The 21153-nt window shown below is 67.6% G+C and carries 18 protein-coding genes; 14 read left to right on the top strand and 4 right to left on the bottom strand.

Translation table 11 applies throughout. The annotated features are described in order from the left end of the window. Window positions 1-247: hypothetical protein (locus tag C8N34_RS26640; RefSeq protein WP_211317721.1), on the top strand; the 247-nt coding region annotated here is incomplete at its 5' end. Here the strand turns inward: C8N34_RS26640 and C8N34_RS03490 are convergent. Then, the gene (locus C8N34_RS03490; protein WP_108127769.1) at window positions 244-807 is read right to left on the bottom strand and encodes a GNAT family N-acetyltransferase; all 564 of its coding nucleotides are present in this window, start codon (window positions 805-807) and stop codon (window positions 244-246) included. The genes C8N34_RS26640 and C8N34_RS03490 overlap by 4 nt on opposite strands. Before the next feature lie 125 nt (window positions 808-932). Here C8N34_RS03490 and C8N34_RS03485 point away from each other — a divergent pair, with 125 nt between their 5' ends. Next, window positions 933-2204, top strand: a complete 1272-nt coding sequence (locus C8N34_RS03485) for a hypothetical protein (RefSeq protein ID WP_108127767.1) — start codon at window positions 933-935, stop codon at window positions 2202-2204. Window positions 2205-2261: 57 nt separating this feature from the next. Here C8N34_RS03485 and C8N34_RS03480 read toward each other — a convergent pair whose 3' ends face one another. From C8N34_RS03480 to C8N34_RS03470, 3 genes are all read right to left on the bottom strand, one after another. Beyond that, on the bottom strand, window positions 2262-3005 hold the full coding sequence (locus tag C8N34_RS03480) for a phage tail tip lysozyme (RefSeq protein ID WP_108127765.1): 744 nt from the start codon (window positions 3003-3005) through the stop codon (window positions 2262-2264). Between the two features lie 109 nt (window positions 3006-3114). After that, window positions 3115-4983: a hypothetical protein gene (locus C8N34_RS03475; RefSeq protein WP_145693551.1), complete on the bottom strand. Its 1869-nt coding sequence runs from the start codon at window positions 4981-4983 to the stop codon at window positions 3115-3117. Between the two features lie 121 nt (window positions 4984-5104). Then, the gene (locus tag C8N34_RS03470) at window positions 5105-8377 is read right to left on the bottom strand and encodes a tail fiber domain-containing protein (RefSeq protein WP_108127761.1); all 3273 of its coding nucleotides are present in this window, start codon (window positions 8375-8377) and stop codon (window positions 5105-5107) included. A gap of 287 nt (window positions 8378-8664) precedes the next feature. Between C8N34_RS03470 and C8N34_RS03465 the strand changes: the two genes are divergently transcribed. The 12 genes from C8N34_RS03465 to C8N34_RS03410 all read left to right on the top strand — a co-directional run bounded on the left by C8N34_RS03465 (window position 8665) and on the right by C8N34_RS03410 (window position 21148). Continuing rightward, entirely contained in the window at window positions 8665-9048 is a 384-nt protein-coding gene (locus tag C8N34_RS03465; protein WP_145693550.1) for a toxin co-regulated pilus biosynthesis Q family protein, read from the top strand. A 38-nt stretch (window positions 9049-9086) separates the two neighbouring features. Continuing rightward, window positions 9087-10676, top strand: a complete 1590-nt coding sequence (locus tag C8N34_RS03460; protein WP_158640477.1) for a hypothetical protein — start codon at window positions 9087-9089, stop codon at window positions 10674-10676. Window positions 10677-10680: 4 nt separating this feature from the next. Further along, window positions 10681-12042, top strand: a complete 1362-nt coding sequence (locus C8N34_RS03455; protein ID WP_108127756.1) for a type IV pilus inner membrane component PilO — start codon at window positions 10681-10683, stop codon at window positions 12040-12042. Window positions 12043-12073: 31 nt separating this feature from the next. Continuing rightward, entirely contained in the window at window positions 12074-12766 is a 693-nt protein-coding gene (gene pilP, locus C8N34_RS03450; protein ID WP_108127754.1) for a type IV pilus biogenesis protein PilP, read from the top strand. Between the two features lie 9 nt (window positions 12767-12775). After that, window positions 12776-14446 carry an ATPase, T2SS/T4P/T4SS family gene (locus C8N34_RS03445; protein ID WP_108127752.1) on the top strand — a complete coding sequence of 557 codons (1671 nt, stop codon included), beginning with the start codon at window positions 12776-12778 and terminating at the stop codon, window positions 14444-14446. Next, window positions 14443-15516 (top strand): type II secretion system F family protein, encoded by a 1074-nt coding sequence (locus tag C8N34_RS03440; RefSeq protein WP_108127750.1) that lies wholly within the window; start codon window positions 14443-14445, stop codon window positions 15514-15516. The genes C8N34_RS03445 and C8N34_RS03440 overlap by 4 nt, the downstream gene beginning before the upstream one ends. A gap of 155 nt (window positions 15517-15671) precedes the next feature. Beyond that, window positions 15672-16283 (top strand): type 4 pilus major pilin, encoded by a 612-nt coding sequence (locus C8N34_RS03435; protein WP_158640475.1) that lies wholly within the window; start codon window positions 15672-15674, stop codon window positions 16281-16283. Between the two features lie 76 nt (window positions 16284-16359). Further along, on the top strand, window positions 16360-17313 hold the full coding sequence (locus C8N34_RS03430) for a thioredoxin domain-containing protein (protein ID WP_108127747.1): 954 nt from the start codon (window positions 16360-16362) through the stop codon (window positions 17311-17313). Between the two features lie 6 nt (window positions 17314-17319). Continuing rightward, window positions 17320-17784 carry a hypothetical protein gene (locus C8N34_RS03425; RefSeq protein WP_108127745.1) on the top strand — a complete coding sequence of 155 codons (465 nt, stop codon included), beginning with the start codon at window positions 17320-17322 and terminating at the stop codon, window positions 17782-17784. A 5-nt stretch (window positions 17785-17789) separates the two neighbouring features. Next, entirely contained in the window at window positions 17790-18482 is a 693-nt protein-coding gene (locus tag C8N34_RS03420; protein WP_108127743.1) for a hypothetical protein, read from the top strand. A gap of 13 nt (window positions 18483-18495) precedes the next feature. Beyond that, window positions 18496-20175: a hypothetical protein gene (locus C8N34_RS03415; protein ID WP_145693549.1), complete on the top strand. Its 1680-nt coding sequence runs from the start codon at window positions 18496-18498 to the stop codon at window positions 20173-20175. 7 nt (window positions 20176-20182) lie between these two features. Next, a complete protein-coding gene (locus C8N34_RS03410; RefSeq protein WP_108127739.1) occupies window positions 20183-21148 on the top strand; it encodes an ATPase, T2SS/T4P/T4SS family in 966 nt (321 codons plus the stop codon). The last annotated feature ends 5 nt before the right edge of the window (window positions 21149-21153 follow it).

The following is a 21153-nucleotide window of genomic DNA, read 5'->3' as shown; positions in this document are numbered from 1 at the left end:
GAGCGCCGCCTCCACCTTGCCGAAAAAGACGCGCCGTCTCCGTTTCGTCACGAAGACGAAATGGTACCCGAGGGCGCTTCGGCTGTGGCGGCGGCTGACGATCTCCATGATGCGAAAATACTTTACGCCTCACCTTTGTCAAGACAAGGCCGGGGGAGATCGCGGCTTCGCCGATCACTCTCATCCCCGCACTGAAGTACGGGGCTTTCCCGTTGTTGATTGTAAAAAAGAGGAGCGGGCCGGCTAAAAGGACAGGTCCGGATCTTCCTCCGGCGTCATGCGGCGCAGGGCCCCCAGGGCACTCACGAGCGTTGCCACCCCGGCGGGGCTGTATCCGGGCGTGTCGTGCTCCCAGGTGGGCAGGGACTCGTCCCGGATCAGGCGGGCCATGGCGAGCGCGCGGCCGTGGCCGCGGCCGCGAAGCGTCGGGTCGACGCAGAGGGTTGACCCGGTGAAAATCCCGAGGATGCGGGGGATCGCGGGCTCCGTGTCGAGGAGAAGGACGCCGAGCCCGGTCCCGTCCGGGGCGCTGGCGTCCAAGAGACGCGCAGCCCCGGAGGCGGCGATCGGCGGTCCGTTCCGTGCCAGGGAGGCGAGCCAGAGGGGGAGCGGGTCCGGCCCATCCCCCTGCTCGCACAGGCCCGCGTCCGCGCGCAGATCCGCGAGCGCCGTGGCAAAGGGGACGGCGAAGACCGGGTCGATCACCGCATCGGCCGGGTCCCGGTCCGGACCGGTCAGCACGGAGGCCGCGTCGAGCCGGAACAAAAGGCTGAGCAGTTCTGGGGAGGGCTGTGCGAGCCAGTGCATCGGGGCCTTTTCTGCAACAGGGAGACGCTGGCGCGCGACCCCCGCAGCATAGCTGTTTGTGATTTTCAGATCCAGCTGCTACGAAGATCAAGAGAGATTTTCGCAAACCCACCGAGGAGTGAGTCATGCCCCAGACGATCAAGACCGCGTTCACCCAGAACGCGCTGCGCGCGGAGTTCCGCGGCCACAAGGCCCAGGTCCTCCCTATGCACGCCGCCCTCCTGGCCGAGTTCGACCAGGCGGACCTGGCCCGCGCCGTGGGCCAGACGGTCCAGCCCGGTCACCTGCTCGTCGGCTGGATGGACGGGGCGGAGCGTCGCGGGATGGTGCTGAACCCGAACGCCGGCAATGACCTCATCCTCGTCATTCCGACCACCGACGGGGAGGAGGACAAGGTCCCCGCCGGGAACCTTCAGCGCGCCGCGATCCGCCTCTTCGAGATGGGGCGTGAGAGCCTGCGCGACCACGCCCGCGTCGCGGAGGAGAACGCGAAGCTGCGCGCCGAGCACGAGAAGGCGCTGGCGAAGGACCCGGACGCGGCGGAGCCCACTTACCTGACCCCGCGCTACCCGGCTGACGCCTTCGCGCGGGTCCCCGGGCTGCTGACCTGTGTTCAGGACGGGCTCCGGGCCACGCTTGAGGACCCGTTCACCGACATCGCCGCGAAGAGCCAGGCCTACGCGGTCCAGTATGAGATCGGTCGGGCGAACGCCAACGTGCTGACTCCCGAACAGATGTCCAAGGTGACCGAGTACCGGGCGCTGCGTGAGGAGATCGGGGCGCTTCAGCCGACGCATGAGCTGGCCCTGACCCCGCCCGCCGCCGCTTATGAGGGGGACGGGGAGGCGGCGCGCGCGCTTCTGGGCGGGCTTCCGGTCCGCGGGGCCGGGTTCACCGCCGCCCAGATGGCGGCGATCGCGGCCAACCCGGTCATCTCCCGCGAGGTGTTCGGGGCCCTGACCACCACCCCGGTGGCTCGGGTCAATGGTCGGATGATCTCCGCGCAGGATCATGACCTGGTCCTTCAGGAGCTCGGACGCCATGAGGAGCGGACCTGGGCGCCGGAGGCGCTGAACCGGATCTCCGAGATCCTCGGAGACCGGATGCCGGGCTACCGGTTCCAGGCCCGCCTCTTCTCGAAGGAGGACGCGGACGTGCTGCTGGTGCGTGACCACGTCGGCGCCTACCTCTACAGCTGGGACAGCGCCTCCCGGGTGGCGGAGATCAACGTCCGTGACCGGGTCCTGTCCACCTATACGGAGGCGGACGTGCCCAGCGACGAGATGATCGACGCGGCCCGTGTGGCCCTTCAGGACCTGCGCTACGACAACGGGGCGGAGATCGACTTCTTCTTCGCGGACGTGCTCGAGGCGGAGGAGGACGCGCCGGAACTCTGATCGGCGTAACCGGACAGGACTTGAAAGGCCGTGCGAAAGCGCGGCCTTTTTTGTTTCTCACATGCCGTGGCCGGAGCGGGCGGGGCGATCATCCGATGCGATCCGGATTTGCGACGATGCGACCGCCGGGTCGGACTCGGAGGCGGCCTCAGGAGAGGGGACCTCCGCCTCGGTGATCCGGACCGGCGTGTCGGGCCCGGCCGCGGCCTCGACGGACGTCTGCGTGACGTCGGGGCAGGGGGGGACCCTCCCCCCGTCCACCGGCTCCGTCCCGACACAGCCCGCGCCGGAGAACTCCTCGGAGAGGAACAGCTCCGCATAGCGCACCCGACCGGACAGGTTCGCGTGTTTCGGGCTCGGGCGCAGGAACTCCGTCATGAAGATCCGGGTCGCCTCATCGACCCGGTCCGTCGACCGGATCCGCTCGAGGGTCCCCTCATACTGGGTGAGGAGCTCCTCCACCAGGAACCCGTAGTTCGCCTCATGACTGAAGGCGCCCCCGTTCTCCTCGGCGAAACTGAGAAACTCCCGTTTACGGGGCCCCATCCACTGGGAGTATCCGATCGCGGAGCCGTTGATCTGCCTGAGCAGGGTGAAGTTCCCGGTCTCCTGGGCGAGGTTCCCCAGGATCGCCGCCGCCTGCACCGCGTTCAACTCGAGATCCTCCTGAAGCGCCCCCATCATCACCTCCGGGATCGGGGCCGGGCCCGTCTCCGCCGCGGCCGGTCCCGCGACTGGGTCAAGCGCGAGACCGCAGCCGCACAGCAGGGTCAGGAGGAGGACGGGGAGGGGTGATCGCATGGGGAGGTTCCGAAGCCGTTTCACTTCGGGTCTGATAGCGTTTTTCGCAAACCGCGTCACCCCGCGCGTGCCGCACCTCTCCGCTTGCGCGAAAATCCGCCAAGAACCTTCAGTTCGGCGGGAGCGCCGTATATCCGCCGCGCACGACAAAGCCGAGACGCCACAGGACTCCGCCCGAATTGAACAGGGCGGCGTTACTGTCATAGTGTACCCGGTAGATCGGGTTCGTGAACATGATCGGCTGCATCTCGAACCGGTTCGTCTGACCGGAGAGGGTCAGCAGTCCACTATAGTTCTGGATCAGATGGGTCGGCACCCCCGCCATCTGACAGTTTTTCGCATAGCAGGTCGTGTCAGTTCCCGGCAGAAGCCTGAACCCGAACCCGTACACCCCTCTCTGGACCATCGGTACGAGATCGGGATAAAAGATGGACCCGTCCGGATTTCGCACATGCTGATAAACCCCGTTCACCTCACGCGCAATCCGGAAGGCGGGTTCGACGGGGTATGGGGGGGTGACCGCGCCGAAAACGGCCGGGCTGGTCAGGTGACGACGCGCCCCGGCATGATCAAGGCCGGCCACGAAGGTCGCCTGGGCCGAGGCCGCGTTGGACCCGGTGTAATAGGCGAAGACCGGGGTCCCGAGCTGACCTGAGCCGGTCTGGTTGAACCGCGCCAGGTTCGGGGTCGTCCCGGAGTTCGTCCCCGGCGTGAGAAAATGCACCGCCATGGTGAAGTAGCTTGGTGCGAGTGACGCGATCTGTCCGTCCAGATAGGAGAAGACGGAGGACGTGTTCAGATTTGATCCGGAGTTTCTAATCGACAGAAGGGCTGATCGCGCCGAGGTGCGATAGCTGGTGTAGCTCGTAAGGTTGGTCTGACCGACGAAGGCCCCGGTCGCGTTGGCGGTGTAGATGAAGATCGGTTCCGCACCGGAATCTTCGCTTCCGCTCGGGCCCAGGTTGCCGGGCCCGTAGACGCTGATCTCCATATACTCGCCGGGATCATCCAACCCCTCGATACGGGTCTTGCCCACCTCCGCCTGACGGTTCGCGATCATGAGATCCACGAAGTCGAGCGCCGCCCTGATCTGGGCGTCAAGGATCGTGTTCGACGCCCCGTCCCCGTTCACGTCCCCGACTGAGGGGCCGGAATAGGCCCCCATCGAGGCGGTTGAGTTATCGATGACGATCACATGTGCGGTCCCGAAACGGAGCGACATGAGACCTGAAAAATTGGCCATCCCGTCGAAAATGTTCTGTTTCAACTGAAAGATCATGTTGATCCGGACGCCGTTTTTCGAGTCATAAGGGATGTCAAGCCCGAGGTCTCCATATTCGATGTCCGGATGCAGCGGGCTGTAATGACGAAAACCCAGGTAGGCGTTCCCGTAATCGTACCCCACGAGGGTGATCTTCAGGCTCCCCTGTACGGCGATCCCCTCGGAATCGATCGCCTCGAAGGGGATCGTGTCCAAAGCCGTTGCGAGATGGTCGAGACGCCAGCGGGTCGAATTCGGCGTGTAACGGATCTGGTTGCCGACCAGGGAGGGGGTCACCCCGTCCGTCGACACCCCCACAGAGGTGAAGGTCAGACCGTGATCGGCCCCGTTCACCGTGAAGGGCTGGCCGGTCTGGCCCGGGGGGCCGATACGGGACCAGCGCCGCAACGCCACCTCGGGGCTGACGCAGGCGTAGGCGGTCATCCCCGTCGGCACGTTCTGGAGGAAAGAGGACCCGCCGGTCGCCCACTCCTGCGCCGTCTTGGTCGGGATCATGACCCCGTGTTCGGTCCCGTTATGCACCCTGCGGCAGACCCCGTGGGCGTTGATCTCGACACGTCCACCGGAATGGACCGTCGACATCTCCTGTGCGAGGGCGGGGCCGGCGGTCCAGGCCCCGATCAAGATCAGCGTCGCCGCGCATGCAGGTGCGAGGAGGGCTCTGAGTGGGGGCATCGGAAGGGAGGGTCGTCCCATGTCGCGTCTCCGATTGAATACGTTTTTCGCATAACACGAAAAGCGACGGGGGGCGAGACGGGACATACCGGGGTCGCCCCGGTTTTGCGGTCCGGCCGAGACTGGCCGGACCAGGAGGTGGTCAGGGGAGGGACCGTTCACCTTGCGCCGCCTCCAGCGCGGTCACCCGCGCGTCCAGCTCCTGCACCGCCGCGATCAGGGGCGCGATCAGCTGGATGTAGTCCACCGACATGATCCCGTTCGGGTCCGTGTCGACCAGGTTCGGCAGAACCCGGGCGGTCTCCTGCGCGATCACCCCGAGCGCCTCCCGCCCGGTCTCCTTCCAGTCGTAACGGACCGGACGGATCTCGCGCAGAAGCGCCATCCCCTCCGACCCCTCGATCCGGCTCACGTTCTCCTTCAGGGTCTCGTCCGAGAAGTAGAAGTACTGGGTCGCGTAGAAGCGGGTCGCGTAGAGGGACCCCTGGAAGTTGACCCGATGCGCCGTGTTCGTGCTGGTCGGGTTGGTGGTCCCGCCGTAGAACTGACCGTTCGCGGCCGTATGCCCGTTATAGGCGACGACGCCCGCGCTCGTGGAGAGCGCGTCTCGGCGGATCTGGTTGTCCGCCAGCGCGAAGGTGGTCCCGGTCAGGGTGAGACCGGTCCCGGCCGTGTAGGTGGTGCCGGCGGCCGCGCTGACCTGGGCGTCCACATAGGCCTTGTTCGCCGCGTCCGTCCCCTGCGTCGGGGTCGCGACCCCCAGAACACGCAGGTTCGAGAAGTTCGGCGAGGCGCTGAAGGTTTTCGCGCCCCCGATGGTCTGAGCCCCGGCGGTACGGACCACACTGGCGTCCACCGCGAGGGTCCGGTCCGCTGCCAGCGTCCCGCCGCCGGAAAGGCCGTCCCCCGCGATCAGATTGCGGGCGGAGAGGGCGTAGCGCGCGTCCCCCCAGGCGGTGTCGAAGGCGAGGGTCCGGTCGATCGACAGGGTCCCCCCACCGGTCAGGCCGGTGCCAGCGTTGATCGCCCGTGTGATCGGGGTCAGCTCGGTGACGTTCAGGTTCCCGGAATGCCACAGCTCAGACCAGGCCGTCCGCGTGCCGCTCCGGAAGAAGACCCGGTTCTCGGCGTTCGGGAGGACGATCTGCGCCCGGCCCCAGGCGTTTCCGATATGGAGTCCGCCCGCCTGGCCGGTCACCGGAGCGTCCGAGGGGCGTGCCGCGCCGCTATGGCCGAAGGTGGCCGCGCCGTTCCCGGTCGCCCCGAAAAGGTCGTCATAGGTGAGCGTGGTCGCGAACCCGGTGGTGACGTGTTCCGTGTAGCGCGCATCCCCCCAGGCGCTGTCGAAGGCCAGGGTCCGATCCGCGGAGAGGTCCCCTCCGCCGGTCAGACCGGTCCCGGTCGCGACCCTGCGCAGGGTGCGCACGACGCTCGAATCCACGGCCAGGGTGCGGTCGGCGGAGAGGTTTCCGCCGCCGGTGAGGCCGTCGCCGGCAGCGATGGTCCGGGCGCGCAGCGCATAGCGCGCGTCCCCCCAGGTCGTGTCGAAACCGATCACCCGGTCAGCCGTCAGGTCACCCCCACCGGTCAGACCGGTGCCGGCGTCGATCCGGCGTGCGAAAAGGGCCGTCAGATCCGCCTGAAGGGTCGCGGAGATCCCGTCAACATAGCCCTTGGTCGCCGCGTCAGAGGCCGCGACCGGGGTGCCGACCAGGGTCAGGCGGTTGTTCGAGAAGGAGAGCGAGCCGGTAAAGCTTTTCGCACCCCCGATGACCTGGTCTCCGGAGGTCCGAACCACGGTGCCGTTGACGGAGATGGTGCGATCTGATGCGAGATCGCCCCCGCCTGAAAGACCGTCCCCGGCGATCAGGCTGCGCGCGGTCGGCACCATGGTGCCGGGGACCAGCGTGGTCGCCCCGTCCGCAAGGGTCAGAACCCGGTTCGCGGTGAGCTGTCCCGGGGTGATCGTGACCGAGTACCCGGCCGTTCCAGCTGAGCCCCCCCGCAGGATAACCCCGTCAAGTCCCGCACCGCGCTCGAAACGCGTTCCGGTCCCCTGACGGAACGTCTTGTCCCCGGCGATCATCTGGGCCCCGGCGGTCCGGACCACGGTCGCATCCACAGAGAAGCTCCGATCGGCCGCGAGGTCGCCGCCGCCCGAAAGCCCGTCCCCGGCGCTGAGCGTGCGGGCACGGAGCGCGTAGCGCAGGTCGCCCCATTCCGTGTCGAACGTGAGCGTACGATCCTGGCTGAGATCCCCGCCCCCGAGAAGTCCTGTGCCGGTGTTGATCCGGCGTCCGGTGAGCGTGGTCAGGCTGGATTCGAGCTCCGCCCGGATCCCGTCGACATAACCCTTGGTCGCCGCGTCGGAGGCGACGGTCGGCGTTCCCACCGAGGTCAGCCGGCTGTTCGAGAAGGAGAGGAGCCCGGTGAAGGATTTGTTCCCGGCGATCGTCTGGTTCCCGCTCGTCCGGACCACGGTGGCGTCGAGCGCGAAGCTCCGGTCGGCCGAGAGGTCACCCCCTCCCGTGAGACCGTCCCCCGCGCTGAGCCTGCGGGCACGGAGCGCGTAGCGGGCATCCCCCCAGACCGTGTCGAAGGTGAGCGTGCGGTTCTGGCTGAGATCACCACCGCCCAGAAGACCGGTCCCGGTATCAATCCGGCGCGTCCGGAAGGTCTCATCCAGCGTGTCGATCTCCGCGCCGAGCGCGCTCGTCGCCGCGTCCACATAGGCCTTGTTCACCCCGTCGGTCGCTGCTGTCGGTGTCCCCACCGAAAGCAGCCGGTTCCCACGCAGATCAACCGATCCGATAAAGGTTTTCGCGCCCGAGATGACCTGGTCACCCCCGGTACGAACCACGGTCCCGTCGACGGTCAGGGTGAGATCCGAGGTGAGCGAGCCGCCCCCCTTCAGGCCCTGGTTCTCTGGCGTGTTGATCCGACGGTTGAAGAGGGTCTGCACATCCCCCTCGATCACCGTGATCGCGTCTGACAGCTCGGAGTTCAGGCTGTCGACGTAGAATTTCGAGCTCGCCTCATCCGTCTCAACCGGAACCTCCTGGATCCCCAGGACACGTCCGCCCCCGGACTGGATGTCACCACCCTGCATGAGCAGCTCGTTTCCGGACAGGTTCATGTCCTTGATGGCGATGTGGTTCCCGAGGTTGTCGCCCACCGTTGAGTAATCGTTCGGGACCGCGGCCCCCGGGTCCTGGAGGGACTGGTCAACGGAGCTCGTGACCGTACGGGACCGGGTGATCGTGGTCCCATCGGTCGGACCCGAGTTCGGGATCTGGACGCCGAGGTTCGGATTGAGCAGCGTCTCCCCAAGGAGCTGTGCCCCGGCCGGACCGGTCAACAGGGCGATCGCTGCGCTGGCAAGAAGGAGGGATCGGGTATTCCGGTTTCTGGACATGGTGGGGGGGCCTTCAAAAGGGGGCGTTCTCCATTTAACCATCAGAAGTGCGAAAAATCAATCAATGAACATGAGTCAGTGGTGGAAAGCCTGCAACTATCGCTTTGTAGAGACAGGATTATTCCGGAAAAATTCCGGGACTCCCCGTAATCCACATAAATCTGGCCGGGACGGGCTGAGCGCCCCCCTTTTTGCGATGTCACCGGGCGGGTCTCGTCGTATGCTGACCCCGAAACCTCGCATCCTGGAACAGGCGGCGACCGCCCCTGCGAAAAAGGAGAACTGATTTGCGAAAGACGGCACTCAACCGGTTGCGGATGGCCATGGCCTGTGCAGTCCTGTCCCTGGGGGTGACTGGCCCCGCTCTGGCGGACGGTCCATCGGGCACGCGGTCTGGGATCGCCCAGTCGCCCGGGGCCTGGTCCGTGGCCGCCGGGTCAACCCTCCAGTCCACCCTCAGTGCCTGGGCCGCAAGGGAGGGGTGGGTTCTCGTCTGGGACGCGCCGCGCGACTACCGGATCCGGGCCTCAGCCCGGTTGGGTCCTGATTTTCAATCCGCGGTCCGAGCTCTTGCGGATGCGGTCAATATGACGAGCCCGGATCTGACCGTCACCCTCTACCTCGGGAACCGGGTCATCCATGTGCGGGACTCGACCCCGATCAACAACTGACGGCCTGCTGAAAAATGATGGAACCTCTGAAAATGCATGTGAAACCGTTCAAGCCGGCGCTCGCCCTTCTTCTCGTCACCCTTGCCGGCTGCGGCGGGATCATGGACGGCTCCTCCCGAGAGGTCGGCCGCGACATGCGCCGGGTCGACGAGGGGGTTGCCGGGTTCCAGGGGCGCTCTGCGATCCGGGCCGGGGGGGCCCAGGTCTCGGAGGGGATCTTCCTCGGCGCAACACCAGAGCGCTCCTCGCAGGCGACCCGTCTTCCCGCCCGCCTTCAGGCGCCGAACGCCGTCTCGCTCCAGTCCCGCGACCCGATGAGCCTCTCGCAGATCGCGCAACGTCTGAGTGAGATGACCGGCGTGCCGCATATGACCGCGCTCGGGCCGGCGGGGCGCCCGTCCTCTGCCCCTTCGAGCGGGGTGGTGGACAGTTCTGACCTGGCGGTTCTGACAGAGATCGCGGCCGGCGCGGCGGATCAGCCGCGCGCCGGATCTGAGCCCGCCCCCGCTTCCGAGGCGGACCGGATCCGGATCCGCCCCTCCTTGCGCGGCCCCCTCTCAAAGGTCCTGGACGAGGTCGCAGCCGCCTTCTCGGTGGAGTGGAGCTACCAGGGGGATCGGATCGTCTTCCGGGACTATGTCACGCGCCAGTACCAGATTTCAGCGCTTCCGAACCGTTCGACCGTCAACACGGCGATCGGGGCCGGGACCATGCAGTCGAGCACCGCGCTCGCGACGGACGTCTGGGGCGAGATCGAATCCTCCCTCAAGGGGATCGTCTCGGAGGGATCCGCCGTCTCGCTCGGCTCCGGGACCGGTCTTGTCACGGTGACCGCGCTCGTCTCGGATCATGACCGTGTCTCGCGCTACTTCAACGACCTCAACGAGGCGGTGAGTCAGCAGATCTCCTTCGACGTCAACGTGCTCACCGTGTCGATCAACGATTCTGAAGGCTACGGCGTGAACCTCTCCTCGATCCTGGAGCGGTCAAACCGGTCCTTCAGCGTGATCGGTCAGGAATCCGTCGCGGGTCAGGTCGGCTCGGTCAACATCGGGGTGATCACCGGGGATCTGAACCTCAACGCGGTGGTTCAGGCCCTGTCCCGTCAGGGCCGGGTCTCGGTCGATACGCGCGCCGGGGCAACCACCTCGAACAACCGGATCGTCCCGATCAAGGTGACCGACACGCTCGCCTATATCAAGACGCAACAGATCGATACGGACAGCAACGGCACCCAGAGCCGGTCGATCCAGACCGACGAGGTGGAGACCGGCTTCCAGCTCCAGATCTTCCCGCGCGTGCTCAACACGCGCGAGGTCATGGTCCAGTATACGGTCAACCTGTCCGAACTGCGCGGCATGCAGACCTTCGGGTCCGGGGTGGACACGATCCAGCTGCCGCAGGTCTCCGAGACCTCCTTCGAGCAGCAGGCCGTGATCCAGAACGGACAGACACTGATCCTGGCCGGCTTTGAGCGGGAGCGTACCCAGGTGTCCCGGTCCGGGACCGGTAACGCGAACCTGCCGATCTTCGGGGGCGGACGGAACGCGACGCGGGAGAAGGTGGCGACGGTCCTGATGATCACCCCGCGCATCCTCGATCGCCGCACCCCGATCCGGTCGGAGTGATCCGATGGGAAAGCTGTCCGACCTTCTGCGAAAAAGGCATACGCCTCCTGAGCCGGGTGCGGCCGCCGAGGAGGGGGTCATCCCGTCCTCCCCGGTCGTCGACTTCCAGTATGACGGGGTGGGGAACCTCCTGCTCGGACGTCGGCGCTACGCGGTCGGCCTCGAATGGGAACCGATCCGCACGGACGAGACGATCAAGGCCCAGGCGGACCGGATCCAGCGGTCCGGGTACCGGCGCAACCTGCACGCCCGCCATGGCGGGCAGGCCGGGTTCGCCTCCACGGACCGTCAGCAACGTCGCGGGGCCGTGGCCCTGGTCACCGCCGCGAGGTCCGAACTCCTGGGCCCGCGTTGGGTCGGCGCTTTCCGGGTCAATGAGGCGGACCGGTTCTGGTGGGTCGCCTCGATCCGGGACGGGGAGGTCTATGAGGACGCGATCCTCCCGGACGAGGCGAGCGCACGCAGCCTGCTGATGGAGGCGCTCGACGCGCCGGACTGGACCCGGATCATCGCCCCCGCGGACTGGCAGGTCACGGGCACGGTCGAGGCCCGGATCGAGCAGGTTTTCTCCCTGAAATCCGGTGTCCCGCTGAGACCGGTCGACGGGCGCAGGGACATGGTCCAGCGCGCGGTGATCCTCGGGCTGATCGGCGCGACCTGCGGCGGGATGTACCTCTTCTGGGCGGACATGCAGCGCAAGGAGGCCGAGCGGGCCGAGGAGATGCGCCGGATGCGCGACGCGGTCGTGCGGGTTGACCCGCGCAGCTACCCTTGGGCTGAGGCGGTCCCGATCCGCCGTTTCGTGGACAGCTGCCTTGACGAGATCGAGCGGACCCTCTTCGTGGTGACCGGATGGACGAACGAGCCGGTCGTCTGCGCCGCAAACGGCCCGAAAGGTCAGGTCTCCGCCGGTTGGGTCCGGAGCGGTGGGCGTATCACCTGGCTGCGCGCGGCCACAGCGAGCCTGCCGGAACCGGTCCTTCTTCTTGACGGGGGCGCCCAGGCGCGCCTGGAGCGGCTGATCAGTTTCCCCGTAGACGAGGGGGCGGAGGTCTCCATCCCCTGGACGGAGGCGGAGGTCTCGGACGTCCTGCTGTCCCGCTTCCAGACGCTCGGCCTCTCGCTGAATCTGCGGCCGCGGGTCCGGACCCTGACCACGACACAGCGTCAGGAGCTCCGGGCACCCGTCTACAACCGTCACGACCTGTCCCTGGAGACCTCCGTCGGAATCCGGGAATACGCCAGGCTCCTGTCAGACGTGCCCGCCCTGGTTCCGGAGGCGCTGATCTACTCCGTGGAGAGCGGCACCTGGACCCTGACCGCGAAAATCCATCACCCCCCGATTCTGCCGCTCCCCCCGAGCTGAGCGGAAGACCAGAAGGAAGAGGCTGACCGCCATGACCAGAAAAGCGAAACCCGCCCGCATCCGGCGCCACCTGCTCCCGGCCCTCCTCCTGCCGGCCCTGATGGCGACCCCCGCGACCCTGTCCGCCCAGGCGCAGGACCCCGTCACCGCTGAGGCGGTCGATCTGCTCGATGAGAGCGGACTGATCGCGCGCCAGTCCCGTCTCGGGGAGGGGGTCATCATCCTTGACCGTCAGCTTCGGCACGCGGAGGCGGTCGAGAAGCTGATCCGTCTGCTCGGGCCCGATGCGATGATCGAGGTAGCGCCCGGGGAGTTCATGCGCTTTGCGGACACCCCGGCCGGTCTTCGGGCCCGGGTCGAGATGTTGAAGCTGGAGCAGGAGATCCGACAGATGTCGGAGCCCCCGCCCGCCCCCGTCGCCGCGGGTCCGGCCCGGAGCGACGGGTCCGAGCTGGTCGAGCTGATCGACAAGCGGATCTCGGAGCTGGCCGATCCCTCCCCGGACGCGGCGACCCCTGAGAACGGGGGCGATCGGCAGATCTTCGTCCGCGAGATCTTCGGGGTCGGCGCCGAACTCTCCGCTGTGCTCCAGTACGGGGCCGACCGAGTGCGGGTCAGCACCGGTGACGCGCTCCCGGGCGAGGTCCGTATCCTCAGCATCGAGCGGGACGGGGTGCGCATCATCAGACGTGGGCAGGAGATCCTCCTCACGATGCCGAACTGAGGTGCGGCGATGAGCGTTGAAGCGGCCCGTCCGGGCCTACCCGCCCTCAGGCCCCGAAGCGAGATCTCCCCGTTCGAGGCGGTACGGATCACCACCGCGCTGCCGATCTCCGACCTGCTCACGCGGGACGGGGGGGATATCCCGATCACGGTCGAGGATCGGCGCATGGTCGCGATCTTCCGGAACGGGATCGCGCTCGTCTCCAAGCCGGACCGGTGGTCCGGCCGGGTCAAGTCGATCCTCAACCTGGCCCGGAACTCCGGGCATAAGGTGAATGACGTGGTCGAGGTGGAGACCGCGGTCATCATTGACCTTTACGCCCGCGCGCATGACGAGACGACGAACGGGACGGCCGTTCTGACCGAGGGGGTGGAGCGGCAACGCGAGCTCGCGACCCTTCTGGCCCGCGCGGCGGCGCTCGGCGCCTCGGACATCCATATCCGGGTCCTGCGTCACACGGCGGAGGCGCGCGTCCGCGTCCACGGCCGCATGATGGATCTCGATTTCCGCAACCCGGAGGACGGGACCGCCCTGATCAAGGCGGCGATCGCGGTCTCGTCTGACCAGGGCTCCGCCTCCTCGGACATGGCCTTCCAGCAGGGGGCCCTGACCCCCTCATCGGGCCTTCTTCCGCGCGGGGTCGAGCTGATCCGTCTCCAGTACTCGCCGACGAGCGAGAACCGGTCCGCCCTGGTGATGCGTCTCAAGTATCGCAGCGACCCGAAGGACACGGAGATCGACAGCCTCGGCTACGCGGACCATCACATCCGGGATATCGCTGTGATGCGTCGCCGCACCAGCGGGCTTTACCTGTTGGCCGGGAAGGTCTCCTCCGGCAAGTCGACAACCCTTCAGCGGACCCTGAACAAGATGCTGATCGAGAAGGGGCGGGAGATCTCGATGTTCATCATCGAGGAGCCGAAGGAGCTCGACATCCCCGGCGCGATCCAGGTGGTCGCGAAGCCCCAGCCGGACGGCACCGACGGGTTCTCGGCCGGGATGTGGGCCTCGCTGCGATCGGACCCGAACGTGATCGTCCTGGGGGAGATCCGGACGGAACGGATCGCGGAGCTCGCGATGGAGGTGATCGGGTCCGGACATGCGGTCTGGTCGACGATCCATGCGGGCAGCGCGCTCGGGATCATGGACCGCCTGCTCGATCTCAAGGTCCCGATCGCGGATCTGACCCGGCCCGACCTCAAGGGCGGGCTGATCTACCAGCGTCTCTGCGGGGTGATGTGCAAACACTGTCGCCGGGACCTGAAGACCGCCCTGCGTGACCGGCGGGTCTCGCATGAGCTCGCCAAGGGGGTCCTGCGGCTTTTCGATCTCCCCCCGGAGGAGATCCATATCCGCGGGGACGGCTGCGACAAGTGCCGCGGCGGCCTGACCGGGCGGACCGTCGTCGCCGAGACGGTCGAGATCACCCCGGGCCTGCTGCTCCTGATGCGGGACGGCAAGCGTGAGGAGATGCGCCGCCACTGGGTCACACCGGTCACCGAGGGGGGGATGGGGGGGCTTCCGGTCCTGCACCACGCCCTCGCCAAGGTGGGGGCCGGGATCTGCGACATCAACGAGGTGGAGGAGGAGGTGGACCTGCTCTCCGTCTATGAGCGGGACTTCGGACATCTGCTGCCGCGGCTGCGCGAGGACGTCGCCGCCCTGAGGGGACGCACATGAACGAGTTCGAACGTCGCTTCGCCAAGGCGCTCTTCTTCACCGAGGACCGGCTCTCCCTCTATCAGGAGCTCGCGGCGCTGATGCGCACCGGGGTCAGCAAGACGGACGCGCTCCAGATGGCCTGGAAGGTGGCGAGCGACGAGGGGCGCAAACCGAAGGAGACGACCGCGCTCATCCTGCGCGACATCGGGGACGGGATGCGCAACGGGCTCAGCTTCGGGGACGCGGTCCGCCGCTGGGTCCCGCCGGAGGACGCGATGATCCTCGAGGCGACCGAGAACTCGGACGACTTCCCGGGCTATCTCGACCGCTATTGCGAGGTGATCCGGAAGCGGCGACAGATCCTGAACATCATCATCGGGGGGCTGCTCTACCCGCTCGCCCTTCTGGCCGCCGTCTACGGGATCGCCTTCTATTTCGGATCCGAGGTGGTCCCGAAGATCGAGGGGCTCCTGCCCACGGAGAAGTGGTCCGGGGCGGCCAGGTTCCTGCTCCTGTTGAGCGAGTTCTCGGAAAGCGTAGCGATCCCGGTCCTGGTCGGATCGGTGAGTATCCTGCTCGCGGTCCTCGTGGCCCTGCCGAGATGGGCCGGGAGAGGGCGTTCCGTGGCTGACCGGCTTCCGGTCTTCAGCCTCTACCGGATGTACACCGGGGTCTCCTTCCTGATCTCGATCTCCTCCCTGGTGCAGGGGGGGCTCTCGCCGATCAACGCGGTGGAGCGGGTCCGCCCCCTCTCGAGCCCCTATGTCGGGTACCGGCTGAACCGGATCAGATCTCACATGCTCAACGGGCTCAACCTGGGCGCCGCGCTGCATGCGAGCGGGACTGGCTGGCCGGACCCGCGCATGAATCTCTCGATCAAGATTTACGCGGAAACGCATGACCTGAGCGCGCAGCTGCACCGGATCTCGGAGGAGTGGATGGAGCGGGCACGGGAGCGGATCCTGCGCTCGATCGGACTGATCCGAACGGTGGTCCTCTTCCTCGTTTTCGGGGTCATCCTGGGTATCGTGGGCGGGATGTACGCGCTCCAGGATCAGATCGTCTCAAGCATGAACTCCGGTTTCTGATGCAGAAAGATGTGGAGAACCGGCCCTTCAGATTTCGGCGTCCCTATCAATGAAATGCGAAAAACGTAGAATGGAGGCGTGCTCACCGGGGACCGGACGTCCTCCTGCACCGGAGCTGAGGCTCCCCAATGAACGGTTATGAAATGGAGAGACCCATGACCTATACCACCCTTTTCGCGGATGCGAAAAATGTGGCGCTCCGGGAACGGCACCGGACGTCGCACCCTCTGACCCGCGGCCGCCAGCGCGGCGTGTCGCTGATCGAAGGGATCCTGTATCTTGTCTTCGCGCTGAGCGTCGTGATCGGCGGGATCGTGCTGTTCCAGAGCGCCCAGCTGTCGAACCGGGTGACCGAGGCGGCCCGCGGCCTGGTCGCGATCTCCTCCGAGACCCGCGCCCTGCATCAGAACGCCCGCAGCTTCGGGACGAGCGGGACCGATCTGAACGCCGCACTGATCAACGCGGGCGCCGTCCCCTCGAACTTCCAGGACAACACCGGCACCGGTATTCGTCACCCCTGGAACGGGGCCGTGAACGTCACGGCCGAGGACCAGGAGTTCACCATCGAGCTGGTCGGCATCCCCTCGGACGCCTGCTCGCGGATCTCGACCGTGGACGCGCGCGGCCAGGGCGTCGCAGGGATCGGGATCACCTCCGTGCAGTTCGGTTCCAACGCGCCGATCTCGGGTGAGGTCACCCTGACGGACGCCTCGGCCGGCTGCGGCAACCAGGCGACCCAGACGATCACCTTCACCTACGCGCGCTGACGCGTCCGGGCCGGCCCCTCCCGGGCCGGCCCTTTTCCGGGGCGTCTCGCGCCCCGAACGAGAGACGGGGGGTCTCATGCGCAATTACCTGAAATTCACCGGATGCGGTCTCATCGCCCTGATGACGGGGCTTTCCCCCGTCTCGGCACAGACCCCGCCCGATCAGATCCGCGACTGGACCGGCCTCTCCTATCTGGGGATCGTTGCCGGTCTCGAGGCCTGGGGGGTCGAGGGGTCGGACCGGATCTGGATGCGTGCCCCGGACGGGCGCGCGCTCATCGAGGGGTCCCTCTTTTCGGCGACCGGACAGGATCTGGGCGCCGCCCTGACCGGGGCGCCCGCACGTAACCTCTCCGCCCCCTCTGCCCCCCTCGCGCTTCCGGCCCCCGCAGACGACCCGCCCCCAGCGAATGGTTCCGCGTCAGAGCCGGACCCGTTCGACTGGAGCGCCCCGAACCAGGGGCTGATCCGTCAGGCGCTTGAGATCACCGCCACCGAGGCGTTCTGGTTCGGCATCGGCGACCCCGCCGCGCCGGAGGTATGGGCCTGGATGGACCCGTCGACCCCGTCCTCCCAGGCGACCTTCATGATGTTGCGTGACCGGATCTCTGACGGGTCCGTCTATCTGCGCGTGGTCCCGGTGGTGACGCGAGACCCGGCCTCCGCCGAGGCGATGGCCGCGCTCCTCTCCGCGGAGGACCCGCTGCGCGCCTTCCTCGCCCGTCTTGACGGCGGGCCGCTTCCGACCCCTCCGGAGGGGGAGGAGGTCACCCTGCCCGAGGAGCTCGTGACCCCGATCGAGCGGAACGGGGCGCTCGCCTCTCGGATCGCTCCGCCGGCCCTGCCGTTCCTGGTCTGGACCTCAGACTCCGGCCCGGTCGCGCTTGCGGGGGTCCCGGGAGAGGACCTTTTCGCCGGGGTCGTCCGGGTTGACCCGGCGCCTGAGCCCGCCGAGGTGCCCGCAGAGGAGGGGCAGATCGAGGGCGAACAGCCCCCTGCGGAGACGACAGAGCCCGCTGCGGCGGAGTGAGGCCCGATGATCAGCCTCGTCCCGCCGGTGATCGGCATCACGATCCTGCTCTCGATCGGTCTGCTCGCCGCACAGTCGGCGCGTGAGACCGGTGTGACCGAGGAGTTGGCGCGGGACCTTCTGAGGCATCATCAGCACCATTTCGAGGTCGCCCGGGTCTCCGGCTTCCCGCTCGGCCCGGTCGAGGCGGACCTCCCCTATCCGATCCTGCCGCTCGCCGAGTGGCGTTCCGAGGTGGTGCAGGACGGGACGCGACGGCGGGTCCTGACCTGGGCGGACGGCTACGGTGCGGACGGGATCGACCCATCCGCTTATCGGGGGGTGGTGGGGGCCCTGCCGGAGCGTCTTGGGCGGTCCGGGGTCGTCGGTGTGATCACCTTCCCCGGGACGGGCGGGGCCCGGATCGGGACGACGGAGCTGCCGGCGACGGCGAGCCCGATCGCCGCCGGCGCCCCGGCCATCTACAGGTGACCGGCATGGCGCTCCCGCTCCTCCTCCCGGTCAGCCTGCTTCTCCCCCTCTGGGCCGGGCTGATGCTCCGGCTCTCCGGCGGCCCCCGTCTCCGGGTCGAAGATCTGCGAGGGGGCGCCCTGGCCGCCGCCTGCGGCTACGGCGGGGTCCTGCTCGTGACCGGTCTCGGGCCGGAGGCCCGTACGGCCGCTGAGACGCTGGTCCTTTGTCTGTTCGGGGCGCTCGCGCTTCTCGCGGCCTGGATCGATCATCGCACCGCCTGGGCGCCGGACGGGCTCGTCCTGCCGCTTCTGATCGGCGGTCTTCTCGTCGGCGCCCTTCTGGGGAGCGGTCCGGTCAGCGTGATCGGCGCCCCGTTCCTCGCTCTCGCCCTCTTCCTTTTCACGCAGGGGCTCTGGGCGGCGCAGTGCCTGCTCGGTCCGCGCCTCCTCACCCCGCCGGACCAGATCGTGCTTTGCCTGCCGCTTCTGATTTTCGGACTGACCCCCTACGCTCCGGTCACCTGGGCGCTGATCTGCCTTCCGGTCCTGATCCTGATACGGGTTCCGGACCCGGTCTATCAGCGCCTGCGGGGTCCGGCGGCGCCGGAGGCGGCGCGTGACGCGGGGCTGTCCGGTTCGGGGAGGTCCGCCCCCCTTCTCCCGGTCGTTCTGACCACCCTTCTCGGGGTTCTCCTTTTCCGCCTGTATCGGGGATGACGTGATGCGAAAGATGAAATTCAGAGCCGGTCCGGGTCGTCAGAGGGGGATCTCCATGCTGGAGGGGATCCTTTATCTCGGTCTCGCAAGTTCGGTGATCGGGTTCTCGGCCAGCTTCATCATCCAGGAACAGCGCAGACAGGAGGAGATCCTGGTCGCGCGGGAGTTCGGACTGGTCATGCAGGGGGCGCAGAACTTCGTCTCCACCCGTTACGACCAGATCCTCGACGAGCTCTACGAGGAGGCGGCCCTTAGTGGGGGCGCGGCCGTGCGACGTTACACTCTGGAGGAGCTCTCCGGTCTGGGGTTCCTGCCCACCTCCTTCCTGGACGGGGGAGGGGCGCTGGACCGGCTCTACGGGCAGGAGTTCCGTCTCCTCACACGGGCGGTCCTCGTCTCCGACACCGCGGTCCCGCGCCAGACCCTCTCCGCGGCCCAGATGGACCCGGGCGGACAGGGGGCGATCGCGGCGGACCTGATTGACGGGGACCCGGTAAACGAGGAGGTCCAGATCGAGGCGGTTCTGGTCTCGGCCGGCGGGACACCGGTGCCGACCCAGCGCGGCGCCCCGATCACGACCCGGACCGAGCGGTCGAACGCCGGTTTCATCGAGACCGGGACGGAGGCGCGCGGTCCTTACGGGGTGTTCAGTTTCGACGTCAGCGGCTTCGCCGGGGCGGACGGGTACCCGGCCGATCCGGAGGGGCGTTTCGCCGCGATTGTGGCCTTGGCCGGCTTCGGGGTCCTGGACGCCTCCGGCATGAGCACGGACCCGCTCCCGGAGCTCAACCTCGAGGACGCGTTCCGCCGTTGTGCAGGTATCCTTGCGGATCCGAACCTGGACGAGAACAGCCCGCTCTATCTTGAGTGTCGGGACACGACGAACGGGATCTACGGGGACATCGTACTGGTCAACCACGACTCGGACGGGGACGGGGTGATCAACGTCTTCCCGACCATCACTGGCCCGACCCGGATCAGCATGAGCCCGCCGGTGGACACGACCGGGGACGGGACCCCGGACGTGGTTTCCGCGATCGAGAACCTGCGCGTCATCGGCTGCGGCTCTGTCGCCCCCGGGACCGGGTCGGAGGCGGAGCTCCTGATCGACTGTGCGCTCACTCGGACGACCGGGAACCTGATCGTGGAGGGGACCGTGCTCGGCCGGGAGGTCCTTCTCGAGACGAGCGACGGGGTCGTCCCGCTCGCGCGGGAGGTGACCCTCGGCGCGGAAAGCGAGGTTCAGGTCTCGGCGGACCGGTTCCTGATGGGGGATACGGATCTCTCGACGGGAATTTATGACGTCCAGATTCTCGCCTCCGGGGAGACGATCGCCAAGCCGGAATGTCCGGCGACCACCCCTGACGGGGCCTTCGAGATGCAGCCGCGCATCTATGTGCTCCCGGCCGCCTACTCGGACCCGGACGGTCGGGCCACGGTGGGTATGCGCGCCTTCGCCCAGGATGAGGGGGCGCAGTGGCGGGTCCGCCTCTATCAGTACGTGGCGGAGGACTTCTGCACCTTCAGCTTCAGCTCCGGCCCCTATCCGGCCCCCGGCTCCTGCGGTTTCGTGGCCGGAAACCCGCGCAACCCGGAGAACGACCCGGCGCTCGGAAACCCCGACGGGGTCTCGGACGCCTATGAGGTCAGCACGGATTATGGCCGGGTCATGGCCATGACCCGCTGCTTCTGAGGCCGGCATGGGACGCGGCGCGCATAAGCTTTCGGAGGTCCCCTTCGACGACCTTTACGTCCCGGTGGAGGAGGGGGTTCCGTTCCTGATCCGCAACCTGGACCCGGGCTCTCCGGAGGGTCCGGTCCGGCCTCTTCCGGACCCGTTCCTCGCGGATGCGAACGGTCTGAGGTCCTTCCTCCTTTCCGACTGGGACCGACGCGGGAGGCCGGACGAGTTCAACCTGTCGCATAACGGGGGGGTCTACCGGGCCGCCCTGATCCGGACCGGGGAGGCCGGACCTGATCCAGGGATCGGCTGGACCTGGTGTCTGAGGCGCCTCTCTACCGTCGCGATGGACATCGATCAGATGGGGATTCCGAAAAGCGTGACGGATCAGGTCCGCGCGCTCGGGCGGGAGCGCGGTTTGATGCTCGTCTCGGGCGCCTTCGGGTCCGGCAAGACCACCACCGCCTCGAGCTGCCTGCGGGCCTGGGTCCGGGACAGCCGGGAGGTGGGGGTCACGCTGGAGGACCCGCCCGAGGTCCCGCTCGGTCAGGCCTCCGCGGAGGGGGCGATCTACCAGGTCGAGATCGCGGAGCACGATTTTCCGGCCGGGGTCAGGGCGGCCCGACGCTGGGGCCCGCGCTACGTCCTGATGGGGGACGTGCAGTCCCCGGAGGCGGCCAAGGAGCTCCTGCGCATCTCCCTCTCCGGTCCGATGGTGGTCAGTACGATCCACGCCTCCGACCCGGTCCGGGCGATCATCAACCTTGTCTCCTTCGCCTCCGACGTGATGAGCGAGGAGCTCGCACGGGACATGGTCGCCGAGGCGATCCAGGCGGTCCTGCATCAGGACCGGCGCGGGGGGAGGCTGATGACCCGGCTCGCCTCCGTCTCTGGCCGGGAGGACTTCGCGCGGCGCAACCTGATCCGGCGTGGCCGGTTCGAGCTCCTGAACGAGGCCTTCGGTCTCACGGTCCGCAAGGCCTGATCCGG

It is taken from the genome of Gemmobacter caeni (genome assembly GCF_003054195.1).
Classification (GTDB): Bacteria; Pseudomonadota; Alphaproteobacteria; order Rhodobacterales; family Rhodobacteraceae; genus Gemmobacter; species Gemmobacter caeni.
This window is presented reverse-complemented; position numbering and strand designations above follow the sequence as displayed.